This is a genomic window from Burkholderia aenigmatica (assembly GCF_048627025.1).
GTDB classification, from domain to species: Bacteria; Pseudomonadota; Gammaproteobacteria; order Burkholderiales; family Burkholderiaceae; genus Burkholderia; species Burkholderia aenigmatica.
Genome location: NZ_CP184471.1, coordinates 65,953 through 87,032 on the forward strand (window position 1 = coordinate 65,953; position 21,080 = coordinate 87,032).

General features: G+C 57.5%; 21 protein-coding genes. 8 read left to right on the forward strand and 13 right to left on the reverse strand.

The features are described from left to right. Positions 1–32 precede the first annotated feature (32 nt). Positions 33–656, reverse strand: a complete 624-nt coding sequence (locus tag ACN8ZM_RS38050; RefSeq protein WP_025647485.1) for a hypothetical protein — start codon at positions 654–656, stop codon at positions 33–35. Next, complete coding sequence (locus ACN8ZM_RS38055; RefSeq protein WP_025647484.1) at positions 653–916, reverse strand: hypothetical protein; 264 nt, start codon at positions 914–916, stop codon at positions 653–655. The genes ACN8ZM_RS38050 and ACN8ZM_RS38055 overlap by 4 nt, the downstream gene beginning before the upstream one ends. Positions 917–1,591: 675 nt before the next feature. Between ACN8ZM_RS38055 and ACN8ZM_RS38060 the strand changes: the two genes are divergently transcribed. From ACN8ZM_RS38060 to ACN8ZM_RS38070, 3 genes are read left to right on the forward strand one after another with little or no spacing between them, the layout of a single operon-like run. Then, positions 1,592–2,335 (forward strand): hypothetical protein, encoded by a 744-nt coding sequence (locus ACN8ZM_RS38060; RefSeq protein ID WP_025647483.1) that lies wholly within the window; start codon positions 1,592–1,594, stop codon positions 2,333–2,335. 3 nt (positions 2,336–2,338) lie between these two features. Continuing rightward, entirely contained in the window at positions 2,339–4,180 is a 1,842-nt protein-coding gene (locus ACN8ZM_RS38065; RefSeq protein ID WP_089454658.1) for an ATP-dependent helicase, read from the forward strand. Between the two features lie 42 nt (positions 4,181–4,222). Continuing rightward, positions 4,223–4,621 (forward strand): hypothetical protein, encoded by a 399-nt coding sequence (locus ACN8ZM_RS38070; RefSeq protein ID WP_025647481.1) that lies wholly within the window; start codon positions 4,223–4,225, stop codon positions 4,619–4,621. A gap of 56 nt (positions 4,622–4,677) precedes the next feature. Here the strand turns inward: ACN8ZM_RS38070 and ACN8ZM_RS38075 are convergent, their stop codons facing one another. From ACN8ZM_RS38075 to ACN8ZM_RS38100, 6 genes are all read right to left on the reverse strand, one after another. Then, positions 4,678–5,868 carry a hypothetical protein gene (locus ACN8ZM_RS38075; protein WP_049818360.1) on the reverse strand — a complete coding sequence of 397 codons (1,191 nt, stop codon included), beginning with the start codon at positions 5,866–5,868 and terminating at the stop codon, positions 4,678–4,680. A gap of 139 nt (positions 5,869–6,007) precedes the next feature. Further along, a complete protein-coding gene (locus ACN8ZM_RS38080; protein WP_025647477.1) occupies positions 6,008–6,697 on the reverse strand; it encodes a polymer-forming cytoskeletal protein in 690 nt (229 codons plus the stop codon). Continuing rightward, entirely contained in the window at positions 6,694–7,305 is a 612-nt protein-coding gene (locus ACN8ZM_RS38085; protein WP_137962582.1) for a hypothetical protein, read from the reverse strand. The genes ACN8ZM_RS38080 and ACN8ZM_RS38085 overlap by 4 nt, the downstream gene beginning before the upstream one ends. A gap of 300 nt (positions 7,306–7,605) precedes the next feature. Continuing rightward, complete coding sequence (locus tag ACN8ZM_RS38090) at positions 7,606–8,874, reverse strand: hypothetical protein (RefSeq protein ID WP_089454659.1); 1,269 nt, start codon at positions 8,872–8,874, stop codon at positions 7,606–7,608. A 65-nt stretch (positions 8,875–8,939) separates the two neighbouring features. Continuing rightward, positions 8,940–9,689 (reverse strand): hypothetical protein, encoded by a 750-nt coding sequence (locus ACN8ZM_RS38095; protein ID WP_025647473.1) that lies wholly within the window; start codon positions 9,687–9,689, stop codon positions 8,940–8,942. Between the two features lies 1 nt (position 9,690). Next, the gene (locus ACN8ZM_RS38100) at positions 9,691–10,092 is read right to left on the reverse strand and encodes a hypothetical protein (protein WP_025647472.1); all 402 of its coding nucleotides are present in this window, start codon (positions 10,090–10,092) and stop codon (positions 9,691–9,693) included. A gap of 124 nt (positions 10,093–10,216) precedes the next feature. On the opposite strand from ACN8ZM_RS38100, the gene ACN8ZM_RS38105 reads away from it, so the two are divergent. Next, entirely contained in the window at positions 10,217–11,119 is a 903-nt protein-coding gene (locus ACN8ZM_RS38105) for a PD-(D/E)XK nuclease-like domain-containing protein (RefSeq protein ID WP_025647471.1), read from the forward strand. 11 nt (positions 11,120–11,130) lie between these two features. Here the strand turns inward: ACN8ZM_RS38105 and ACN8ZM_RS38110 are convergent, their stop codons facing one another. Both ACN8ZM_RS38110 and ACN8ZM_RS38115 read right to left on the reverse strand, forming a co-directional pair. Beyond that, entirely contained in the window at positions 11,131–11,709 is a 579-nt protein-coding gene (locus ACN8ZM_RS38110) for a YcbK family protein (RefSeq protein ID WP_025647470.1), read from the reverse strand. Positions 11,710–11,846: 137 nt separating this feature from the next. Next, entirely contained in the window at positions 11,847–12,050 is a 204-nt protein-coding gene (locus tag ACN8ZM_RS38115) for a hypothetical protein (protein ID WP_025647468.1), read from the reverse strand. Positions 12,051–13,112: 1,062 nt separating this feature from the next. On the opposite strand from ACN8ZM_RS38115, the gene ACN8ZM_RS38120 reads away from it, so the two are divergent. Continuing rightward, the gene (locus ACN8ZM_RS38120) at positions 13,113–14,450 is read left to right on the forward strand and encodes a replication initiation protein (protein ID WP_025647466.1); all 1,338 of its coding nucleotides are present in this window, start codon (positions 13,113–13,115) and stop codon (positions 14,448–14,450) included. Between the two features lie 413 nt (positions 14,451–14,863). Here ACN8ZM_RS38120 and ACN8ZM_RS38125 read toward each other — a convergent pair whose 3' ends face one another. Beyond that, positions 14,864–15,145 carry a hypothetical protein gene (locus tag ACN8ZM_RS38125; RefSeq protein ID WP_025647465.1) on the reverse strand — a complete coding sequence of 94 codons (282 nt, stop codon included), beginning with the start codon at positions 15,143–15,145 and terminating at the stop codon, positions 14,864–14,866. A 349-nt stretch (positions 15,146–15,494) separates the two neighbouring features. Between ACN8ZM_RS38125 and ACN8ZM_RS38130 the strand changes: the two genes are divergently transcribed. Both ACN8ZM_RS38130 and ACN8ZM_RS38135 read left to right on the forward strand, forming a co-directional pair. Beyond that, entirely contained in the window at positions 15,495–16,154 is a 660-nt protein-coding gene (locus ACN8ZM_RS38130) for a ParA family protein (protein ID WP_235996294.1), read from the forward strand. A 6-nt stretch (positions 16,155–16,160) separates the two neighbouring features. Continuing rightward, a complete protein-coding gene (locus tag ACN8ZM_RS38135) occupies positions 16,161–17,195 on the forward strand; it encodes a ParB/RepB/Spo0J family partition protein (RefSeq protein ID WP_089454660.1) in 1,035 nt (344 codons plus the stop codon). A 275-nt stretch (positions 17,196–17,470) separates the two neighbouring features. On the opposite strand, the gene ACN8ZM_RS38140 is transcribed toward ACN8ZM_RS38135, so the two are convergent. Further along, positions 17,471–17,755 (reverse strand): hypothetical protein, encoded by a 285-nt coding sequence (locus ACN8ZM_RS38140; protein WP_025647461.1) that lies wholly within the window; start codon positions 17,753–17,755, stop codon positions 17,471–17,473. Between the two features lie 510 nt (positions 17,756–18,265). After that, positions 18,266–18,790 carry a hypothetical protein gene (locus ACN8ZM_RS38145; RefSeq protein ID WP_025647459.1) on the reverse strand — a complete coding sequence of 175 codons (525 nt, stop codon included), beginning with the start codon at positions 18,788–18,790 and terminating at the stop codon, positions 18,266–18,268. Positions 18,791–19,392: 602 nt separating this feature from the next. Here ACN8ZM_RS38145 and ACN8ZM_RS38150 point away from each other — a divergent pair. Then, positions 19,393–20,997, forward strand: a complete 1,605-nt coding sequence (locus tag ACN8ZM_RS38150; RefSeq protein ID WP_089454661.1) for a replication initiation protein — start codon at positions 19,393–19,395, stop codon at positions 20,995–20,997. Positions 20,998–21,080: the final 83 nt, after the last annotated feature.

The window sequence follows — 21,080 nt, forward strand, 5'->3', positions numbered from 1 at the left end:
CCAGCCCTCTCGGGGACTGGAGCCCCCAGGGCTTAACTATTCAGAATCTGCGACTTCCTCGCGCGGATCTGTTCCCTGAGTTCATCAGGGTTCAGGCCGGCAACTCGGCAGCAGGTGACGAAGGTGAACGGGATCTCGCTCTGATAGAGCTTGACCCGCATCCGACGCTTCTCAACGACTTCGGTTTTCTGACCGTCGACGATCTCCTCCTTGGCTTCAGAAAGAAACTGGTCACGGTATCCCATGAAGTTAGGCTTCAACACCCAGTCAAGGATGTCTTGCTTCTCTTCCAGGTTACCGCGCATCGACAGCAGCTCGATTGAACGCTCGAGAAGCAAAGCGTGGAGCCACTCGACCCCCTCTTCACTCCACTCCTCTCCCGCACAATCTCCCCCGACGACACCAACGACCGGGACCGCCACTTCGCTTTCGCTCACCTCGAAAATCTCGGCAAACGAATCACGAAGCAGTGGCATATCCAGGTCATCGAATCCTTCGGGGATCGAGCGAACCTTCGTCTTGCTTAGGGCGTAGGCAGACTGCCTGGCCTTTTTTTCGCGTGCCGCCTGATCCGCCTTCGCTTCCCGAACGAACTGCTCATGTTCGGGAATAAAGAAGAACGTACCCTGGACAGGCACCATCTCGATTGAGTTCATGACCCGCTCTCCTTATCGGTGAACAGATCCCCACCATCTCTCAGCGCCTGAACGATATCCGTAATCCCACGGTTATCTTTCTTGACGCTAAGGTAGTGATGCTGCCCGTGATCTTTTTTCTCCCGGTGGAAAATGAGACATCCACGGGGATTCGACAGCTCCCAGACCGTGAAAAACCGATCCCGGGTGATGTCGTCGACCTCGACGCGTGACTCGACACGAGAATTGCCTTGCAGACGAGAGACTTCCGTCCAGTTCATAGGCTTCTCCATCACAGAGACGCGAGAAGCCCATCCCCTTTGCGGAAATGAGATTCCCGCAAGGGTTGAAAACGCAGCGCGAAGCTACGCCAGGCGATGCCTGAGACAGATTGGCTGGAAGACCAGCTATGCCGGGAAACCCCGGACTCACCCCCTGACACGACAACGGACAGAGGGCATTTCAACGACGTCTAACAGCTACGTCGCGCGAAATACTGGCTTTGGAATAGACAATGGAGGAGATGAGAAAGCGTATCAACGCCTATTCGAAAGCCCCCGGGAACCACCCCGGGGGCGAGTACTTCTGGCAGTGCTTGAGGCACTCCCGGGTCCGCAGGACCCTTTTACAAAGCGATTTGGCAGTTTCCTGCCAGGAACCGACCGTCGTCAGTCCGCAACAAGGGGGCTCGAGATGAGTACCAGCTCCAGCTGCTGGGCACCGATTCTCTACCGGCGCGGAGTCGATTCTGTACTGGCCTACGGGAAATTGCAAGCAAATTCCTGACAAGAAATGCGCCCACCATTTGACTATCCGGTGCGATCCGGCCCTACCGGCCATCCGAATAGCACCCGCCCGCAGCGTGGAAAGACCGGCCTCTTAGATCACGTTTCAGCGTTGTTACAGCAAAGTCCGAGAATTAACCTACGCTGACCCACTTCCTATGAGGAAATGTTATGACCACCGCGGAAAGCGTCAACCTCCTGCGCCCGTCCGTGACCATGCAGGTCGCGGAATTCGCCCGGGAGACCTTCGGCCGCCAAATGCGCGGCGCGCTGGAAAAGGAGCCGGTCGAATTCGGATCGAGCATCGTCCAGTCATTCGTGCGGCGTGACTACACGCTCCTGAACAAGAACCTGCACTTCGCGATCGACGCGCCGCGTACGCTGCCGCGATACGACTCGACCACCTGCGACGAAGTCGACGAGTTGTTCCGCAAGAAGATCGGCGAATCGATCACCTACGTCAACAACCTGAAACAGCAACTCTGGCAATTGTTCCAGGCCAACGCCGTCGACCCGAAGGCCGAATTCCCAAGCGTTCTGCGGCAGGATCTGTTCTACGTCTCGCCGCACGCGAAGAACTACATCAAGCTGCTCCGCATCGCCGACGAGTACTTGCTGCTGCTCTGGTCCGCGTACCTGAACGGCCTCGTCTCGGCCCGCGATCGCCACGGCGAAGAGCTCAAGGTGCGCAAGCGCATCCGCTCCATCACGAACCTCGCTCGTGACGTCAAGTTCCAGACGTACAAGAAGTTCAACGCGTGGCAGGCGAACGAGCAGACCCGCACCGGCTCCACGACGGCCGGCGCCGCGCCCGTTCAAGCAGCTGCTGCGCAAGTCGAACCGGCTGCGGCGACCAAGGACGCTGCTTCGACCGAGTCGGCGCCGTCCGACGAAGCTCACGCGCAGGCGGCTTAATCCGTGAGCCTCAATCCTTCCCAGCACCGTGTGGCCCATGGCTTCGGCAATATGCTTGCCGTAGCCGGGCCAGGTTCGGGAAAGACCAAGACTATCATCACGAAGATCGGCGTCATCCTGCAAGCCGATCGGAAGTTCCGGGTAGGTGCCGTCACCTTCACCAGCGACACCGCGAACGAAATGCGCGAACGTCTGGTGAAGGAGTTCGGCCCCGACGTCCTCAAGCGCGTCGACCTCGGTACATTCCACAAGCTGTCGATCGACCATCTCCGCCGGCATAAGATGCTCGGCAAGATTGCAACCCCGCCCGAACAGAAAACGTTCCTGCGCCGGGCCATCTCGGCAACGAACACCACAATTGACAACGAAGAAGCATTCAAGCTCTTCGAGAACTACAAGTGCGCTATCGAGCCCGATGGGAGCGAGATTCCGCCGTTCATCCTGGCCTACAACGAGATGCTCAAGCGCAACCGCGTCGTGGATCTGTACGACGTCATGCGTGACTGCGCGACGAAGATGAGCAACGGGGAGTTGCCTCCTTTGCCCGTCACGCACCTGCTCGTCGACGAGTTTCAGGATAGCGACGAAATCCAGTTCGTATGGATGATGGCGCATGCCAAGCGTGATATTCCGGTCACGATCGTCGGAGATGACGATCAGTCCATCTATGCCTGGCGGCGCGCACTCGGCTACAAAGGCATGATCGATTTCGTTGAGCAGACTGGCGCCGAAATCATCCCACTGGGCGAAAACTATCGCTCCCACTCGGAAATCCTTGCACCAGCCGATCGATTGATCCGTCACAATGCCGGCCAGCGTGTCGAAAAAGATCTCGTGGCCAAGCGCGGCCCCGGTGGCTCAACGCACGTCTATGCCGTTTCTGCAGCGAACCGCGAAGACGGCGCAGAACACGACTCGGTCGCGCTCCAGACGGAATTTCTCGTGCCATACATCATGGAAGCCGTGCTGCCCGATGATGAGCAGCCTGGTGGGCGCCTCGCAGTCCGGCCTGGTGAATGGGCTATTCTTGCCCGGACCAACTTCCTGCTGGACTCCGTTGAAACCGTGTTGGACGAGTTCAACATCCGCTCGAGGAGAAACGGCGGGTCGTTTTGGGACAAGGATTACATCAACACCTACCTGCAGTTGCTTATTTCTGTTGAAACGATGAACCGCAGTGGCATCGACCACGCGCTGGCATTTGTCGGTACAAGCGAGGAAGCACTAAGCCAGCTCCACAAGCGCATTCCAGGCTCAACGATGGCGCCGTTCTTCGAGCGGGACTTCGACGATTATGGCGATATCGCCAAGATTGACGCTGAGCATATGCGCGCGCTCCAACAGTTACTCGTCACGTGGCGTCAAGACGCTCTGTTCCGCAAAATTCCGGGCACGACGACACCGATGCGAGCAGTCAACCAGGCGATCGATTCCGCGGCGACTTATTTGACTATGGGGCTGCGTGCTGGCAACTTCCGCGATCGCGTGGCCAGACACCTGAGCAAAGCGGGTGACATTCTGAAGCGCCGCAACGGGTCACTTGTCTCGCGCGTCCAAAGCGTGCAGAAGCCCAAGGGCAAGGACGATCCAGCATCGGTCGGCCTGTTCACCATGCACAGTTGCAAAGGCCTCGAGTTCGGCAACACTGCGATCGTCGGCGCCGACAAGGACATCGTTCCATCACTTGGCGAGGGCAGCACCGAGGTCGACGAGCGTCGGCTATTTTATGTCGCCATGACTCGAGCGAAGAATCGCCTTTTCATCCTTCACACGCCGACCAACGATACTCTCTATATCGCTGAGGCTGGCCTGGTTTCCAACCCTGCGACCGTCTACCCGGCGTAACGCCTTTTCCGTATAGACGCTCATCCAAGAGAAAGCTCCCCGATGAACCGCATCGCGCTACCAACCGTTGACGACTACAAGCGCCTCTACCAGCAGGAAAAGGCGGAAGTCTATTCCGAAGACAAGTGGGCCGATACGGCGTGGATTTACGACGCTTGCGTGCTCGCGTGGAAGGGTCTCGTATATGCCGTTGTACTCGTCCCGGTCGTCGCGTTCTGGGTCGCAGCATCGGATCTGCAGCATGCCCGTGAAATTCTCAATCAGGGCAGCGTCGACGATGTGAAGGCGCTGCTGTTCCGCTATTTCGTCGGCTTCTTCGCGTTGAGTGTCTTCGGTCATGCACTCTTCTACCGCTGGACCCTCCCCGCAAAGATCAAGCGCCGAATTACCGCAAAGGTCGTTGCGCAGTACATCAAGGACGACATCCGCAGCGGCCGTTAAGCCGCTTCTCCATCCGGCGAAGTCCACGCATCTATGGACTTCGCCGTGCCAATGGCTTACTGGTTCATCGCAATCAGCAGCGGCAGATTGAAGAGCCGCGCAAACCCTTCCGCGTAGCGGTGTTGCAATACGGGCTCTCCCGTACCCTTTGTCCACCACAGATTGGACAAGCCGACAATCATATCCGGCTTCTCGCGGCCGATTGAATACAGCACCTCCCAAGGCAGGAATTCCTCGTAACAGAACAGGAAGAGCGCGCTCCTACCGTCAATTGGCACCACGCCGCGCGCAAGCCAGTTAGCCGGGTAGTGGTACTTCGACAGCGGATTCCACTCGGCAACGGGAACCGTTTGGCGTGCCTCGAAGATTGACTGATGCACACCGCCCGGCCAATATTCGTACACCCGTGCTTGGTTAGCCATCCCGGCATCCGTGAGCTCGTTCGAGCCGAATATTACTGATACCTTGTCCCTCTCGGCTTCCTGCGCAATCATGATGTCGATCGCGCCCTGCTCGGACGAATCGTAAGTGCCGATGATGCTCTCGGGGAACACGATAACCTTGGCCCCGGTCTTTGAAGACTCGTGGATCGCACGATTCATTTTGACCAGCGTATCGGGAACAGTCTCCGGCGTTTGCACTCCCCACGTCGTCGACACGGCCAACCAGTCCCCGACCCGCGAATGCTGCCTCTCCTGCAGGGGCGATAGGACGAGTGACAGCACCACCGCAGCGGCCACCGCGAACCGTCCTCGCATGGTGTGCGCGTAGGCACCGAGCAGCATCGTCAAACCGAGGCCAAGACCGAGGCCGAGCCACTTCGTTCCTGGAAACCAAAATCCCCACGTTGCGATCAGCGTGCCAGGGAGAAATGCTCCGACCGGAGGGTATGCCCACAGAACCGTCCACGCCAGAATTGCGATGCCCTTCTTCTTTGGGCTCTGCGTGTTCTTTGGGTACAGCGCCGCAACAGTCGCGCTGAAGGCAAGGCCGTACGCAGATCCGGCTGCGATTCCCAAGAGCCAGGACCCGCCGAAGAACTGTCCGGCGCCACCAAACCCCATGATTCCGATATCCAGGCCATACCCGATTCCGAGCAGCCATGCCTGCATCCGAGAACGACACATGACCATGAAAACGGGGAGGAGCGCGGCGAGTAGTGGAGCAGCGCCACTGCGCCAACTAATCGAACAGACCGCAACGCCGAGAAGAAACGTACATCCGTACATCACGGCCGTGTTCTTCAAGAGCTCCTCGAGGCGTCTGTGCCACTCCCCTGCATACCTTTGAACGTGATCCACCATCCCACCTTGCTCCAGAAAGAAAACGCCGCGACGGTCTTACAAGACATCGCCGCGGCTTCAATGCGCAAACCGGAATACCAGGTCAGTTGGTGTATCGCATACCGTTCCCGGCCGCATAGCCGTCTTGGTGACCGTGGGTTTGCTGCGTCGATCCCTGCTCGTTTTCGACAGGCATGACGATCCGTAACGGGACGTGATTGTTGAAGTTCGCGACCGGCGACGGGTTGTTGGGCAATGCCAGAGGTGCCCCTGATACCGGGGGCTGCTGCGGTACCTGATCGCGCTGAGGCTGCTGGCCGGGTGGCTGCCACGTCGCGGTCGACTGCTGCGGAGCCGGCTGCACCGCCTGCGTGTCTACTTCCGCGATACGCTGAATCTGGCCGCTCACGTTCGTTGACGAAATGCCGTTGTGCTGGATGTCTGCGTGCAACTGGGCGATGTGGCTCACCAAGAGACCGTCTGCCATCTCGCAACGGATCACCGCCTTGCGATTGGGCATCCCAACCTGGCCGAATATGAGGCACCGCCCCTTCGCGAACACGCTGCCCTCGATGATCGCGTCCTGATCGATGACGAGCGTGCCGCTTTCGCTGTAGACGTTGCCCTTGATCACACCGCCGATACGGCCGCCCTCCTTGAGGCGTAGCGATCCGTCCGATTCGATCGTCGCTCCAGCCGGAAAAATCGTCGTCACGCGTTCAAGCGTGGGGTCGATACTCAGGACGTACTGAACGATATCGACCTGCTGATCATTGCTCGTTGCATCACTCATTTGGTTTCACTCCCTTTCGAATCGGTCGCTTTGTTACTGGACTGGCCACCCACCAAGATGGGGGAATTCTGTTCTGAAGGCTGCTGACTGACCTCACGCTCTGCATGCCGCCGAACCTCCGGGACCGGATGACCTCGACGATGAACGGGCAGCGGCGGCGCCGGCGGAATTGGCAGAACGGGAGTGGCCGACGCCATTACGTTCGCCGGCACTGGATTGACCGTCACCGTCTTAACGGGTGCAGACTTCACCTCCACCGACGTAACGGTTGCCGGCTGGGCTACTTGCGGAGGCGCGGCGGCCGGCTGAACTTGCGGTTGCGGCGTGACGGGAGCACTTGCTTGAGCAACGGGCGTCAAAGCGGTAGCGGCAGGCTGCACCTTCGGCTGCCCTGTGGTTTCCGTCGCCGGAGCCGTTCGCTGGGGCGGTACGACCGTCGTCACCGCGTTCTGGCCGGATTTCAACGGCACATGGACGGTCGGAAGGAAGTCTTCGATGATCTTCCCACCACCATGCAACCAGATATCCCCGCCGACCATCACGACGAATACCACGGCCACGACTGCCCAGGCGGTACGCATCCGCTCGGCATCCAGCGGCTTCATCACGAAAAGCGCTCGCCACTTGCCTTTCGGTGCTGCGACAGGTTCAGGCGAACTCGGCGCAGATCGAACGACAGCTTCCGGAGCCGGTCGAGGACTCACCGCACGCGGAGCTCGGGCGACCTCCGGCGCAGCCGCCTTCGGCTGAGCTGGCTGAACCGGCGCCGCGGCTGGCCTCGGAGGGGTGGGCGTGGCAGGAGTTCGCGAAGACACACCTGGCGAAGGGCCATCGAGTCGAATCGAAATCCTCGACCCGATCACCCGCGAATCAAGTTCTTCAAAGGCCATAGTTTTCCTTTTGATCCATCAAAACGCTGCAGGCGCCGCATTCGCACGCGGCATTTCCGGGATACCGGACAGGGCGGTGGCTACGACTCGCGGAATCGCTGCGCCCGCCGGCCTCTGAACGATCGCCGCGGCCCCGATGCTCTTGACTGCCGTTTCGACGAGCTGAAGAGTCTTCGGGCGGTCTTCGGATACCTTTACCTCTACAGCCGGATCCTGACTCTGCGTCGGCGCCGCTTCGCCTTCCTGTCCACCCGCCAATGCGGCTGCACGCATCCGCTCGCGAGCTCCGGCAGCAGGCCCCACAGCCGACCAGCGCGTCGTTGAAACGTTCGTTTCGAGTACGCTGGCCGCCGCCTGCCCATCCGACAACTTTTCACAGGAGTTAACGGCGGCGCCCTCGAAATGTTGAGCGTTAGCTTCCTGGGAAGAACGTCGGGCATCCTTTGCGTAGAAGTCTCGAACCTGGCCAAACTCCTCCGGCGGGGCAAACTGCGAGAGCTTCTTCAGCTCGAGCATTGCAGCCTCGAGTCCCTCTTGATCGAAGCCGGCCTCCAGTTGCTCCTTTTCGTGCTCCTTGGCCATCTTGACCGCCTCGATGGGGCTCACGCCGCGTAGCACCAGGTCGGCGTAGAAAACCGGACCTTGGGCCGAGTCCACCGATGCAGTGTTTCGCATCTTCAGCGACATCGGAATACCGACGAGTTTTCCGCCGAACGCACCATGCATCGCGTGAAGCTTGGCGACCAGCGTCTGTCCAGTGTTTTTGCCCGCCGAATGCAGGACAAAGACCGAGAACTGGTCACCTTGACCGTCAATACGAAATTTGAACGAGGTCCGGCGCTGACAAAGCACATCCTGGCTGTTGCCGAACGGGCATCGGTCGCAGCCCGGGCACTCAGCTTCGCCGGTCCGATTCGCGTCGACGATCCGAATCGCTTTCTTGCCATCGCCAACACAGACCCGCTTGCCGTCCGAAAGACGGCGGGCCTCGAATTGTTGCGTGAGAAGCAGATCCGGGTTGTTGTACGGCAGCAAGATCGGGATCTCACGCAGCTGATTCGGCTCTTGGCTTTCGCCGTCGGCCTGTCTGGTCTCCTTCTGCATTTTGAGCAACTTCTCGTGAAGAGCATGCTTGACCCATGTCCCGTCGAGTTCCTTTCGCCGGGTATGCACCTCGAAGTAATCGAAATGCAGGAGTTCGTCTGCTGCCCCGGCCTCGCCAGGGCGAACATCGCCCATGCGAACCGTGCCGAGAATAGGGGTGTCGAATTCGAGTCCGGTAACCATTGCTTCCTCCGTAAGTCAGTGGAGGTCATTTCATCAGATTGCGATCCAGTTTCTAGCCCTTCCGTTCAGTGGCGGGTTTCGTGACCCCACACCGCCGATTTTCCCGTCAGGAAGCGAATGCTTTCGTCCAGTCGCGCAATCTCCCCACCGACATCTCCACCATTCCGCGCCGGCACATCGATCACACTGACACTGGATCCGTTGTGGAGATGGACGCGGTATGCTTGATCGACAGTCGTGATCGTGACACCGTCGATTTCGCTCTCGTCGGCGATTGTTCGAGTACCCGTGCTGATCAACATGCGGCGCGCGTCATCGATTGCCGCGTCTATCCACTTGGCCTGGCCGATAACAGCGCCACCGAGTTCGGTCATATGGAAACCCAAGTAACCCTGCAGCTTCAGCACCGCTGATTGCCAAACGTCCGGCGCCGGGAGGCTGAATCGCGAGCTTCCGCTCGTCTCTCGCGCTACCACACCGATCGCCATGACGACCTCGGGCCAGACCTCGCCTGGTGCAATCGCGTGGACATATTGTTCGATGCTTGCGGTACGGTTGTGCATGGCGAGCGACACCATCTCGCGCTCGAATTCCTTCATGGTCTCCGGCGAGATCACCGTTGCACCGGTAAGGGGAATCAGACGATCCAATGCGCGAACCCGGTAGGGCGTTGCGGCCCGTAGGATCCGCGTGACTTCGGTCATGAAAAGATACTGTCCGCGAATCGACTCCGTCTCGCATCGGCGATTCCTCGGCAAGAGGATCGGCACACCAAACAGAGCTCCGCTATGCGTTCCAGTTACGTGTTCGGTCATGTCAGATTCCCAGAAAGAATGAATTGTTGGTATGTTCGAGCGCGTTCGGAACATCGCGAACAAGCCCCACTGTACGAAAGATCACCGCAACCTCCGCTTGATCCAGACGCGGAAACTCCCTACAAAATTCGGTGAATCCAAGCGTCTGCGATGTCACCACGCAGCCCTTCTCGTCTTTCAGCGTCAAGAGTTCCGGATATCGGTCCGTTGCAGACAAGAGCGTTGCGAGTGCCCGAGCACGAAGTAACGGAGGATTGCCCACGTTGTTGTAGAGGGATCGGACTTCCTGGCAGACGTCGGTTGGCTGCGCGAAGCTGGTTTTCCCGAACTGCCTGAACGTCTGCTCGACGAATCGTTGTAGATCCGCGGCGCCTGGCCGGGATAGAGAGTTCACACGTTTCATGGGATCGACAATACGCGATCACTTTCCGATATCTAGTCCTCTCGCGATGAGACAACTGACTCCCGAGGCCCCTTGAAACCTCGATGCTCGCCTGTACGCTGTATTCAAACAGGAGAGGTATCGAATGAACGCACGCGCGCAGATCCAGCATCAAGTCGGCCAGACCATCTGGAGCGGACAGAAGAAAATCACGTTCGGTCGCGATCCGGACAGCTACACCATGTCGGTAACCGATGATGAGTATCACGGAGATGCCGATCACGTCTCGTCGACGCAACTCAAATCGATGCTGAAGACGCCGCAGCATTTTCTTGCGGCTGTTCAGGGCGCAGGAAAGGACACAGCGGCGCTTGAGTTTGGCAGGCTGGCTCACATGGCTGTGTTCGAACCTTGGCGCTTCGAGGATCTTGTCCTCCCCTTCGACGGCGAGTTCAACCGGCGTTATCGCGAGTGCAAAAAGTTCGTCGCGGACCATCCGAATCACATCGTCATTGGCCAAGACAAGTACGACGCGCTTCTGGCCATGCGGAATGCTGTCCGCTCGCATCGGTTTCGCGGGCGCGCTCTCGGGGAATGGTTCGATGAGGGTGAGCCGGAGAAAGCAATCTACTTTGTCGAGAGAGTCACTGGCGTCAAATGCCGGGTCAAGGTCGACTGTCTGCACCCGGAATTCATCTTCGATCTGAAGTCGACTCTGGACGTGCTCCCCCGCTCTTTCAGCTCGGCTGTACAGAACTACCACTACGATATGTCTGCGTTCATGTACCAGACGGGGGTGCAGTACTTTACCGGCGACGAGCGTCCGTTCATTTTCGTGCCCGTCGAAAAGGATGCGCCCTATAGCGTCATGACGTACACCGCGGGTGATTCTCTGCTCGACAACGGGGCGCAGAAGTTTGAGGATGCGTTGAATCGGCTCAAGCACTCGCGCGAGCACGACTCGTGGCCGGGATACGCGGGGGAATATGTGCTCGAGATCGATCGGTGGCACGAGTACAAATCGAACCACCACATTCTCGGCGACTGAGCCGTGAGCTACTAGCCTGCCCATGTCCGAAGCCGACCGCTGTCGACGTGCACAAAATGCTTGGTGGCGTAGTACCCCACGCCACCTCCGCGCAAATACATACCAAGCCTCGCCAGATAGTCGGTAGGAACGTCAGGAACACGTATATCGGCAGCTCGACCGACAAGATGCATGGAGTTTCGAGCGGCCCCCTCCGTTGTGCTGTTCGTGGCGTTCGTTCGAAATCCAGACGTTACGACGATCGGCCTTTCCATCCCGGCCTGCGCGAACCACCCATACACACCGCAGAGAATGTCCAGGAGCGTCGGGTTCATCTGAACGACAGAGCCCGCCCGGACATCCCGCAGCAACGTGCAACACTGCACGTAAGCGTCAACGACCAATTGACCGTCCGCCCAATACACCGTCCGAACCTCTTCGCCGGTCTCCTTTCTCTTCAGCCAGAGCGTCCGTGGCCGCGACCAGTAATCGCCACTCTGTTGCGCAAAGATCTCCGGAGCCCATGCGGCTGCAGTCAACAGAGCAGTGCTCTGGAGGAACCGCCGACGGGGCAAGCTTTCAATCGGAGACGGGATGAGGAGATTTTCCATCCCCGCATTTTTTCTGGACTTTCAGACACCATCCAGCGCGAAACGAAGCCCATTGAGGGCAGCTTTCCAACCGCGGCCGCGGCCGGTGCATCGGAACATTAAAAGAAAAAGGGGAGAAGCCTAAGCCCCTCCCCTTCTTACACGTGGTGATGATCATGCCCGTTTTGCTCAGCGTAGTACGCGGCATCAGCTTCGATGTTGCGGCGATCTTCCTCCGCGGCGTTCCACTCTGCTTGTTCTCGCGCACGCTTTTGCTTTGGCGTCTCGCCCAGGTCAAAAAACCCCGCGATGAAGCAAAACAGCACGAACAGGCCGACTGCCCATTCAAACAGCGTTTTCATATCTGCTCCAAGGTATTGCGGAGCAGCTCAACCCCGGGGGTGAGATGCCCCGTAGGTCGGTAAGCCGGTTTCCCGGATGGGCTGGATCCCCAGCTGGTCAGTTGAAACAAGAATCTTCGTCTCAGTGTGAGCCCTCATGGTATCGAAGGGTCCGAGCAATGGCAACGAAGAACAGCTTCTTGGCAGGAATTGTCCACAGGGTCGGACGATAGGTTGCCGGTTCTACGGGCGTGGCGGCGCGTTTGTATACATTCTTTAAATATTACAGTCCTTGTTTATGTGTTTAGCGTGCTCGGATCCGTTGTGCGACAAGCGTTATCGGGAGGACGGGTAACCAGTCATACAGGAAAGGGAGCCATCCACACGGCACCTCCTTTGCTTCAGGTTGCCATCTTTGCGAGAACACGGTACCCGAAATTACGGCACGTCATGTAAAAGCGGTTACCTGCGGGCAAACGTTGCACAGATGTTGAGCACGCTGATGCATGGCCGTCAGGTAACTGGATTTACAGCCGGACTGCGTTTTTGCTGCGGGTGACACGTTCCAAGCCGTCAGGGTGTGGAAAAATTGCAACGAAATCCTCTCGGACGGAAGAGAACTAATTGAGTTCTCAGCAAGAAGAAGCCAACTGGCAAGGTAACCGTTTATACCTCGTTTGCCGTCTGCGGGTCGAGGGCCTGACAAATCAGGCTTCGGCATACGTAAAAGCGGTTACCAATCTGTCGGGGCGGGGATTAGCCGGGTGCCCTCAGACCCAACTGGTAACCAACTTTATGGATTCAAGAAGGGCCTTCCGTCAGCAGCTTTTCGTTCCACCGTGGTAGCGGCGAACGGGTCAAATCCGCCTTGTCGTACGAATAGTCCCCCGAATGGGCGTTTCTTTCCCTCTTCCCTCCGTCTAGCCGTCCGTATATTTTTGCTTCCAGTCAAGAAGTTACCGTTGCCATCGAGGCGTCACGGTACTCGTAGAACAGCGTCGCATGCGCATCGCATGGACTTCGTTTTGAGAACGGTTTGCGGGCCCGCTCTGGGGCGCTACTCGGTATTGGGATCGGCAGGAAATGAGCGACATCAGTGCAAGTTCAATTAGGCAACTGGCAGTCACAACCAGCAAGGCGAGCGTTCCTGCGGAGAAGCGCAGTACGCCAGTCACGATGCGCAAGGCTAAGGAGGCGATCTTCGTCTTTCCTGAAAAGCCGTTGTCTGTACTGCAGCGTCGCTTGTTCAACGCGTGCGTCTACTTCGCGCAGCGCAATCCAGGTCATCAGAGTTGGGTCGTCCAGTTGTCCCAGCTTGAGCCGATCATCGGGTACAACGATTCGAGTAATCGTCGGTACATCATGGGCGAGCTCATCAGCCTGATGAAGGCCCATGTGATCTGGGACGCGACCGTCAATCCACAAGACAGAAGACTCTCAGCTTCTACCCTACTGGCCGATGTGACCCATCTGGTCGATCAGCGAGCTTATGAATTCTCTTTCAGCCCAAAGCTTCGAGAGGTCCTTCTAAATCCAGAGATTTGGCAACGCATCGACCTCGCGATATCCCAACGATTTCGTTCGATGGGCACCGCGCCGCTCTACGAATGGTGCAAACGTTACGAGCGAACTGGACTTACGAGTCGCTGGGCATGGGAAGACTTCCGCCACGCCGTCGTGGGTATCGTGGAGGAGGAATCGATCTACCAACAGTACAAGTTCTTCAAATCGAAAATTCTCAAGCGAGCAATCGCGGAGGTGAACGATCTCTCTGATATCGAAGTAACCCTGAAGGAGTACAAGAACGGCAGGGTCGTCGAGCAGATTCAGTTCGAGGTTCGGCGGAAGAACGGCGCCCGGCCAGCCGTCGAGAGCGAGTCCGATGAATTGATTAGCGCCCCATCCGTGACGGCCCTCCTCGAGGACGTGCTTCGAATCGGAGTAACCCCGAACCGAGCTGCCCAGATCATCAACGAATACACGCCGACAGACATTCGAGCAGCGCTGAACCATACCGTTCTCCGCGACGCAGCCACCAACAAGGAGCCGCTTAAGAATCGTGCATCCTTCTTCATCTGCAGTCTGGAAAAAGGGTATGCAAAGCCGTCATCTCTCACGCCGGCCGCTTCCCCGACTGAACCGACAGCCCCGTTGTTGACCGATGCGTCACTTCGCGAAAGCTTCATGCGCAGCCGCGATCCTCTCGCGGAGGCTTCGTTTCTTGCAATGGCGCTCGATGAACAAGCTAACGTCCTACACGACTACAACTCGAGCGCACCACATGATCAACTGCGCTACGACCCCGCTAAAAAGGCGAAGCTTTCGAAAACCGCATTTATCCGCTATCTGAATCTCCGTCTCTGGGGCGAACCCTCTGACGCGGACGTCTATGCCTTCCACTTCCCGAAAGCGGTAGCGTGACCTGACCGCTCAGCTCCCGAAGAATAGCCACTCACCGGGCGTCTCGCCCGGATCGCATCACCCCTACCCTCCCCCCTACTCTCCGAGATCTGATCGAGACCCGAAGCGTGGCACTGGCCAGTTATAGGCCAGCCTTGGCCGCATTTCGGCCCCGCATCCTGTTTCGACGGCAGGCAAACAGCGATTCGAACCCTCCACATTGCCGATAGGCCACTTATTGGCCACCCGTGGCCAATGAATGGTCTTCTGGTGGTTTCATGATCAAGACAGACCAATCAAATGCCACATGCGCCCTCTATTTCTCGAATTGGCATTGGATACCCCGCAGACAGAGCACCAGGATCTACCGACCGCAACTGCGCTCTTGCCGCATAGTTCATCGGAGTTTCAGCGCTGAAACCAGCAGGACCGCGTCATCCGAACAGAAGGAAGCAACCTGTAGCGGCCGGTTTCAGCGCTGAAAGTGACGCCTGCGGGCTTCGCATCTGCGTCATCTCCTTGAGCAAAGGGACTGCAAGACAATTCTTTGCAGGACGCAATTTCACTAGGAACGCACCAGGTGGCCAATCCACTTTCAGCGCTGAAACCATTACGGTTGGTGCAATGTCACACGCCGGCTGACGCATCAAAGTTTCAGCGCTGAAAGTGGCGGACGCACCTTCCTTGACAGTGACGTAGCCGAACGTCGGCTCCATTTGGACTACTGTTGTTTCATCTTGCCTTGCCTGCCCGCTACGAAAGCAGCGCAACGCTAGTTTCAGCGCTGAAACCTCGGTTGGCTAGAGCACTTGTCTCTGTCTAGAGCTACGCCGCTCATCCTCCTTCTTTTCTTCACAAAGACCGCTGCTGCTTGCCAGAAGGCTACGTCTTCATACCTCAAACGTGCCGATCGGGTTTCAGCGCTGAAACTCGATTCCTCTCTGCGCGTCGGATATCAGTCAGTTTCAGCGCTGAAAGTGGGTTCCACGCCACGTTCTCTCTTGATTTTTGTGTCGCAGCAATATATTGTTCGTGAAAATCTTTAAAAGGAGGACTGCTGTGGGGATGGTATTTGCTATCGCCAACCAGAAGGGTGGGGTTGGGAAAACGATGATCACTCTCAACTTGGCCGGCGCGTACTCGCATGATGATCCGAGTGCTCGAGTCCTCGTCGTTGATGCGGATTCGCAGAACACTTCAACGCGATCTTCCGGAGTCGGCGAAGAACCGTATCCTTTTGTTGTGACGAATATGGCAGCGGCGGGCAAGGGACTCGGACGAGAGATCGGCCGAATGGCACAAGACTTTGATCTTGTGTTGGTCGACTGTCCGCCGAGTGTCGATAACCTGAATACCGAGAACGTCCTTCAGGTTGCAGATTTTGTTTTGATTCCCATGGATGCTTCTCCGTCCGACGTATGGAGCACGCAGGGGATGATCCAGTTGGTCCGCCGGGTCATAGGTCCGGATCCCAAGCGATGCGGCATTGTCTTCAACAAGGTCAACACCAAGAGGGCGTCCTATCGGGACGTTAGCGAGGTGATGTCCGAGGACAGCCCGTATCCGGTATTAAAGAACGTGATTTCGATGCGGGAGGTCTATAAAACCGCTATCGGTTTCGGAGCGACAGTCTTCAGCGTGAAGGGGCAGGCAACCAAGCAGGCACGCCAGGAAATTACGAATGTCGCTATGGAAATGTTGGGAATTATGGGAATTTCGGAGTAATTTCAAATGAGCGAACAAAACCAAAGCCCGCCGCAGCGCAGAAGTCTCGTGTCGTCGCTACGCAAAGGTATGGACATAGAGCGGGGCGCTGTCGACGCCAGACTCAACGCTCAAAAAACCGGCGCAGCCTCGGTGGTTGGCGACAGCTCAACTCCTTCGCAGGCAATTCCGGCGTACGGTGGACGTGGCAATACCGCGTCGGTAAAGCCTCGCCTCACGTTGCCGCTGAGCGAGCTCGTTTCTAATCCGTTCAATCCCCGGACGTTCTACCGCCCCGAGAAGGTCGACGAGCTCGCGGTGAAGATGAAGCGTGACGGGCAGTTGGAAGCGATTAAGGTTACCGAGAATCCGCGGTTCCCCGGTAAGTACGTGATCATCGACGGCGAGTATCGTTTCAGGGCGAAGAAAAGCGTCGCGGACGGGTACATCGACGCCGAGGTTTTCCCGACGCTTAGCGATCGCGACCTCTTCCTGATTGCGAACAGTCTCAACAAGGATCGCACGCCTCAGAGTTTGTTCGATGATGCTCTGGCGTACCAAAAGCTGCTCGACGAAGGAGTATTCCCGGGCCAAGATGACCTGGCAGCCAGTCTCGGTATCAGCGAATCGCTCATGTCGAAAATTCTGAAGCTGAAAAAGCTGCCGGAAACGCTGTTGCGTCGTATGGCCGAGAGTGATGAGCCGCTGGGAATTTCTCACGCGTACAACATCGCCCTGATGTTCGAGCGAAAGGGGTTACATACCGCGGAGGAGGTCCTCGACAAGGTTCTCGCCGGCGAAATGAGTTCGAAGCATCTGCAAGACCTGAACTCCCGCAACGACAATGGCGAGGTGTCCCGTAAAACGCGTGCCCACTATCTCGCTCGCGTCCAGTTTGCCGGAGCCGACGGCACCGAATACGGGCAACTGAAACGGTTTCGTGACGGGCGTACTGAGCTCAAGCTCACCGGCCTCTCTGAAGAGCAACAGGAAGCGCTGGGAGAGCGACTGGAGGCAGTCGTGAGAGAGTTCATGAATGGAAATACCGGGGCGGGCGCGTAAGGCGCCGATAAGCGTTTTCCACCGGATTGAGGCCGGTCACGATCTGGAGGAAACAAAGAGGGGAGGGCAAATGCTACGACTGAAGCGGGTGATTCGATTGACGAGAGAGGAGGGGAGGATGTTTGAAACCCTGACTGGGCAATCAACACTTCCGACAAGCATTGCCCAATACAACCGGGCACTAGAGCAAACCGCCCGGCATTACCGCCTGCTGGCCGCGCAAGAGGACTCCGCAGATGCGGAGCTTCTTGCGCGGATAGCAGAGGGGGAACTGATTACGGCTGAGCCGGCATCAGGACCAGACGAGCGATGACGCTGCTCGCGTAGCGCCCGATTCCAGGCGCGTCGCAGAGCGTTGTCAGCTCTTTTGCAAAGCCCTTTTCCACGAGAATCTCCGCCACCTCTTCGAGGCACGAGAGATCGCCGACGAGCGACGGATACCGGCGGAAGTTCTCGAGCAGCTTCTCAGGATACTTGCCAGCCACCTCGAGGAGGTGACTGTGGGCTTCTGAAATAGCTTGGCGACGCAGGGCACGTTCCGACATAACGACGTTCGACATGACAATCTCCATAGGAGCTTGCGAAGACGTCGTTCCCCACGAGGGAATCGAGTCCCCGCGCGGGTTGAAAACACGCCTGAGCCGCATCCCGATCAAATCGAGATACAGCCGTAGCAGTGGCACTGCAGATGACAAGTCGCCTGAAACGACGACGTCAGACAGGAAAATCCCGAAGGACTTTCTAGGCTACCGAAGTAGCAAGCCGTCCACCAAGGGACGAGCGAGATCCAATGGATCTCGCGGGAAAACCAGGCACGCACGTGTCCCGAATCCAGCTTGCAACGGAGGAAGCGAGCAAACCCAGGAGGGCTTGGAGAAAATCTTGGGAAAGGCCTTGAAGCTTTTCCCAAGATCTCCCCGAGTGGATCTGCGTTCTAGGAAGGGCTCGAAAGGGTGCGAGTTCCAGCTGCTCGGTGCATCAATGCGCGTATTGTTTTTGAGTGCAGCCAGAAAGTCAAGGGATTACTTCCTGCCAAGAACTACGATGCCCTACCGGCCAGCCAATTCGCGTCAGTTTGCGCGGGTGGTAGTCGGTACTGCCTCGAGCAGTATCAATCGCTTGGTCAGTTGTTCCTCGACCCACGATGACTTGCTTTCTGCGGTAGCAGGCACGGAGCCCGCCAGCTCCGCCAGCACATGGCGTGCCTCGGCCGGCGAGCTTGCCTTATGCTTGAATCGCTCGACGAGATCGGTATCCAGCCACAGGGAAGTTCGCTTGCCGCCTGCGAGACGAACTGGAACTGACTTGCGTCGCTGCCGTTTTTTCCCTCGCCCTTCCTGATCGTCGCCAGTTGCAGATACGACTTCCTGCAATGCCTCTTTGACCGCATCTTTCACGTCGGCTCGCGTGACCCGCTCTCCCATCGCTGCGGTCGACGTCGACGACGCTATCGATGCAAGCCTCTCGTTCACGATCGGCGTAAAGCCGAGGACGAACTCCGCCAGCGCAACGCCAGTCACGCCCGACTGCGTGAGCAGCCGGACGGCTTCGCCAAGCAGAAAGCGCGCATTCGCGTCGGTGAGGTCAGATGACATAGTCCAAGTTCCAGCTTGGAGTGTATCAGCATAGGGCTATGTGCGACTAGTCCGCCAGCCCGAACAGGCTATGTTCAGCGATATGGACCTATATCGCATAGTGAACCTATGCCGAAATACCATTCCAAGCTATGTCATCATGACATCGAGCATAGGAACATAGGCTATGCAGCTATACCATCGATAGGGTAGTGCGCCCAAGAAATAGCCTATGACACGGTCCAAAACACGCGGTCGATCCTGACGGCGCGGTGGTTTGGGGTTGGGGGTGTTTTTTTACAGGACCTACGTCTGTGTTCCGACAAATATCTCAAAACTTCCCAACTTCCAACCCGTCAAAGCCCCGCCGGGTAAGGCTTTCAAGCCGGAATGATGGTATTTTGGCATAGCCTCGATGGTGTTTCTGCCGGGGCATGATGGTAAGTCCGCGGTGGCATTGATGGCACTTTGGCATAGCCACGATGTTCAGCGGCCCGATCGATGGTATTTTGGCATAGGTGATCGGTGGATAACTCTATCGATGGTTGGCCAACGCTGGTCTTGACCATCATAAGGCGCTATGATGTTGACGCATTCCGACATGCGTCCACAACATTGCACCAATGCCAAAGAAGCCGCGCCAACAAATTTCAGTACCAGAACAACAGGGCCCAGAACTTAAATGGCTGGAGCAGGAGAACGCACCGGATAGTGACAGCTATGAGGTGCTCTCGCGTGACGAGAATCCTGGAACGCCCCAGACACCGTTGTTTTCGGCTGACGAATTGTTCCTGCCTGAGCGCCCTGGCACCTATCGCAAGCCTGTCGCGGCTATTCACGCTATCCCAGTCCAGCGCGACAAGAACCTGAAGTTGTCTGCTCGCAAGCTTATGGATGCGCTCGCGCTTGCCGTGCAACTTGATTTGCGTGCGCGGCCGCGGGAAGCGGCTCAGACGCTGATCCGAAAGATCCGTGAAGATCGCGCGACCCCTCTTTTCGAAATCCGTACCCACCGCCTGGCAGAACTCGCCGGGTTGTCGACCACGAACAAGGATCGGATATACGACACCCTTGCGGAACTGCTCAACTTCCAGTTTATCTGGAATGTGCTCGGCGAGGATGGCAAGGCACAGTACGAATCCATCGCAGCCTTCATTATCCGTCGAGACAAGGGTGTCGGCAGTCAGGCTGGGATTACCCGGTTTGCCTTCGAACCCGAGGTTCTTCTGTGGTTTCTCGAGCCGACTATGTGGGCGAACCTCAACTGGTCGGTAATGGCGAGCTTCGGACGTGATGCTGGTTCAGGCGAGGCCGCTTTCGGGTTGTATCAAAACGCGTGGCGCTACATCGGGACCAACGCCAAGGTCACCCCGATTCTGGATCTTGCGACGTGGATAGACTTGATTCTCGGCCCCTCGCGGTTCGTGATCATCGGCGAGAAAAAGGAAAAGCAAGCCCGCGAATATGGGGAATTCAAGCGGACCTATCTAAATCCCGCGATCGCGATGCTAAACGCGCATCCAGCATTGACGCACACGATCGCGGTCGAAGAGTTCAAGTCCGGCCGCAAGATCACCAAGCTGCGTTTCAAGTTCACGGAAAAACGCCAACAAGCATTCGAACTGCCCCTCGGGTGGCCAGACGACACGATCCAAAAGTTGAAGGATCTGGGCTTCACGGAAAAGGACATGGCGACCTTGGCCCAGCTCTATACCCATCCGCAAGTCAAAGAAGCTATGTCGCGCATGGCGGTCTCCGAGGCAAGGCTGAAGGCTCGAGGGGAGGTGATTCAGTCTCGCGAAGCATTCTTCCGAGCCATCCTCCGCAATGTGTCGAACGAGCAGACCCAGACGGAGGAAGCAGATCAAAAAGCCCTCGACGAGGCGCGTCGACTTTCACAGCAAACCGAACTGCAGCGCCGGCAGGAGGCCCTGGAAGCAAAGTTCAAGGCACACCAGCGTTCGTTGGTAGCAGCAGGGTTGCAGTCACTGCCGGAAGACGAGCGCAACCGCCTCATTCAGGCCCACCTGAAGGCCAGTCCACAAGATCGAGCGCTGTACAAGGAGGGAGAAACTCGCGCCGCTTGGCTCATCCTGTTCCAGCAGTGGCTCATCAACGCGAGGCAGGATCTTTTCCAGCAATGGCTCCCCGAACTGCATGACAGGGATTTCCAGACCTGGCTTGTCTGGCAGTTCACCACCAGGACCACCGACGAAGCGGGAGCGTAGGCGGACCCGTCAAGCGCGAAGCGATCCCGAAACTTCTCACCTTAGTGGGTTATATACGCCGTGGCGCACTTCATGCACCCATG

What these genes read in the sequence shown, in the direction of transcription:
- ACN8ZM_RS38050 (WP_025647485.1), bottom strand. Translation starts at nt 656, where the DNA reads ATGAACTCAATCGAGATGGTGCCTGTCCAGGGTACGTTCTTCTTTATT.
- ACN8ZM_RS38055 (WP_025647484.1), bottom strand. Translation starts at nt 916, where the DNA reads ATGAACTGGACGGAAGTCTCTCGTCTGCAAGGCAATTCTCGTGTCGAG.
- ACN8ZM_RS38060 (WP_025647483.1), top strand. Translation starts at nt 1,592, where the DNA reads ATGACCACCGCGGAAAGCGTCAACCTCCTGCGCCCGTCCGTGACCATG.
- ACN8ZM_RS38070 (WP_025647481.1), top strand. Translation starts at nt 4,223, where the DNA reads ATGAACCGCATCGCGCTACCAACCGTTGACGACTACAAGCGCCTCTAC.
- ACN8ZM_RS38080 (WP_025647477.1), bottom strand. Translation starts at nt 6,697, where the DNA reads ATGAGTGATGCAACGAGCAATGATCAGCAGGTCGATATCGTTCAGTAC.
- ACN8ZM_RS38090 (WP_089454659.1), bottom strand. Translation starts at nt 8,874, where the DNA reads ATGGTTACCGGACTCGAATTCGACACCCCTATTCTCGGCACGGTTCGC.
- ACN8ZM_RS38095 (WP_025647473.1), bottom strand. Translation starts at nt 9,689, where the DNA reads ATGACCGAACACGTAACTGGAACGCATAGCGGAGCTCTGTTTGGTGTG.
- ACN8ZM_RS38100 (WP_025647472.1), bottom strand. Translation starts at nt 10,092, where the DNA reads ATGAAACGTGTGAACTCTCTATCCCGGCCAGGCGCCGCGGATCTACAA.
- ACN8ZM_RS38105 (WP_025647471.1), top strand. Translation starts at nt 10,217, where the DNA reads ATGAACGCACGCGCGCAGATCCAGCATCAAGTCGGCCAGACCATCTGG.
- ACN8ZM_RS38110 (WP_025647470.1), bottom strand. Translation starts at nt 11,709, where the DNA reads ATGGAAAATCTCCTCATCCCGTCTCCGATTGAAAGCTTGCCCCGTCGG.
- ACN8ZM_RS38115 (WP_025647468.1), bottom strand. Translation starts at nt 12,050, where the DNA reads ATGAAAACGCTGTTTGAATGGGCAGTCGGCCTGTTCGTGCTGTTTTGC.
- ACN8ZM_RS38120 (WP_025647466.1), top strand. Translation starts at nt 13,113, where the DNA reads ATGAGCGACATCAGTGCAAGTTCAATTAGGCAACTGGCAGTCACAACC.
- ACN8ZM_RS38125 (WP_025647465.1), bottom strand. Translation starts at nt 15,145, where the DNA reads ATGGAGCCGACGTTCGGCTACGTCACTGTCAAGGAAGGTGCGTCCGCC.
- ACN8ZM_RS38130 (WP_235996294.1), top strand. Translation starts at nt 15,495, where the DNA reads ATGGTATTTGCTATCGCCAACCAGAAGGGTGGGGTTGGGAAAACGATG.
- ACN8ZM_RS38135 (WP_089454660.1), top strand. Translation starts at nt 16,161, where the DNA reads ATGAGCGAACAAAACCAAAGCCCGCCGCAGCGCAGAAGTCTCGTGTCG.
- ACN8ZM_RS38140 (WP_025647461.1), bottom strand. Translation starts at nt 17,755, where the DNA reads ATGTCGAACGTCGTTATGTCGGAACGTGCCCTGCGTCGCCAAGCTATT.
- ACN8ZM_RS38145 (WP_025647459.1), bottom strand. Translation starts at nt 18,790, where the DNA reads ATGTCATCTGACCTCACCGACGCGAATGCGCGCTTTCTGCTTGGCGAA.
- ACN8ZM_RS38150 (WP_089454661.1), top strand. Translation starts at nt 19,393, where the DNA reads ATGCCAAAGAAGCCGCGCCAACAAATTTCAGTACCAGAACAACAGGGC.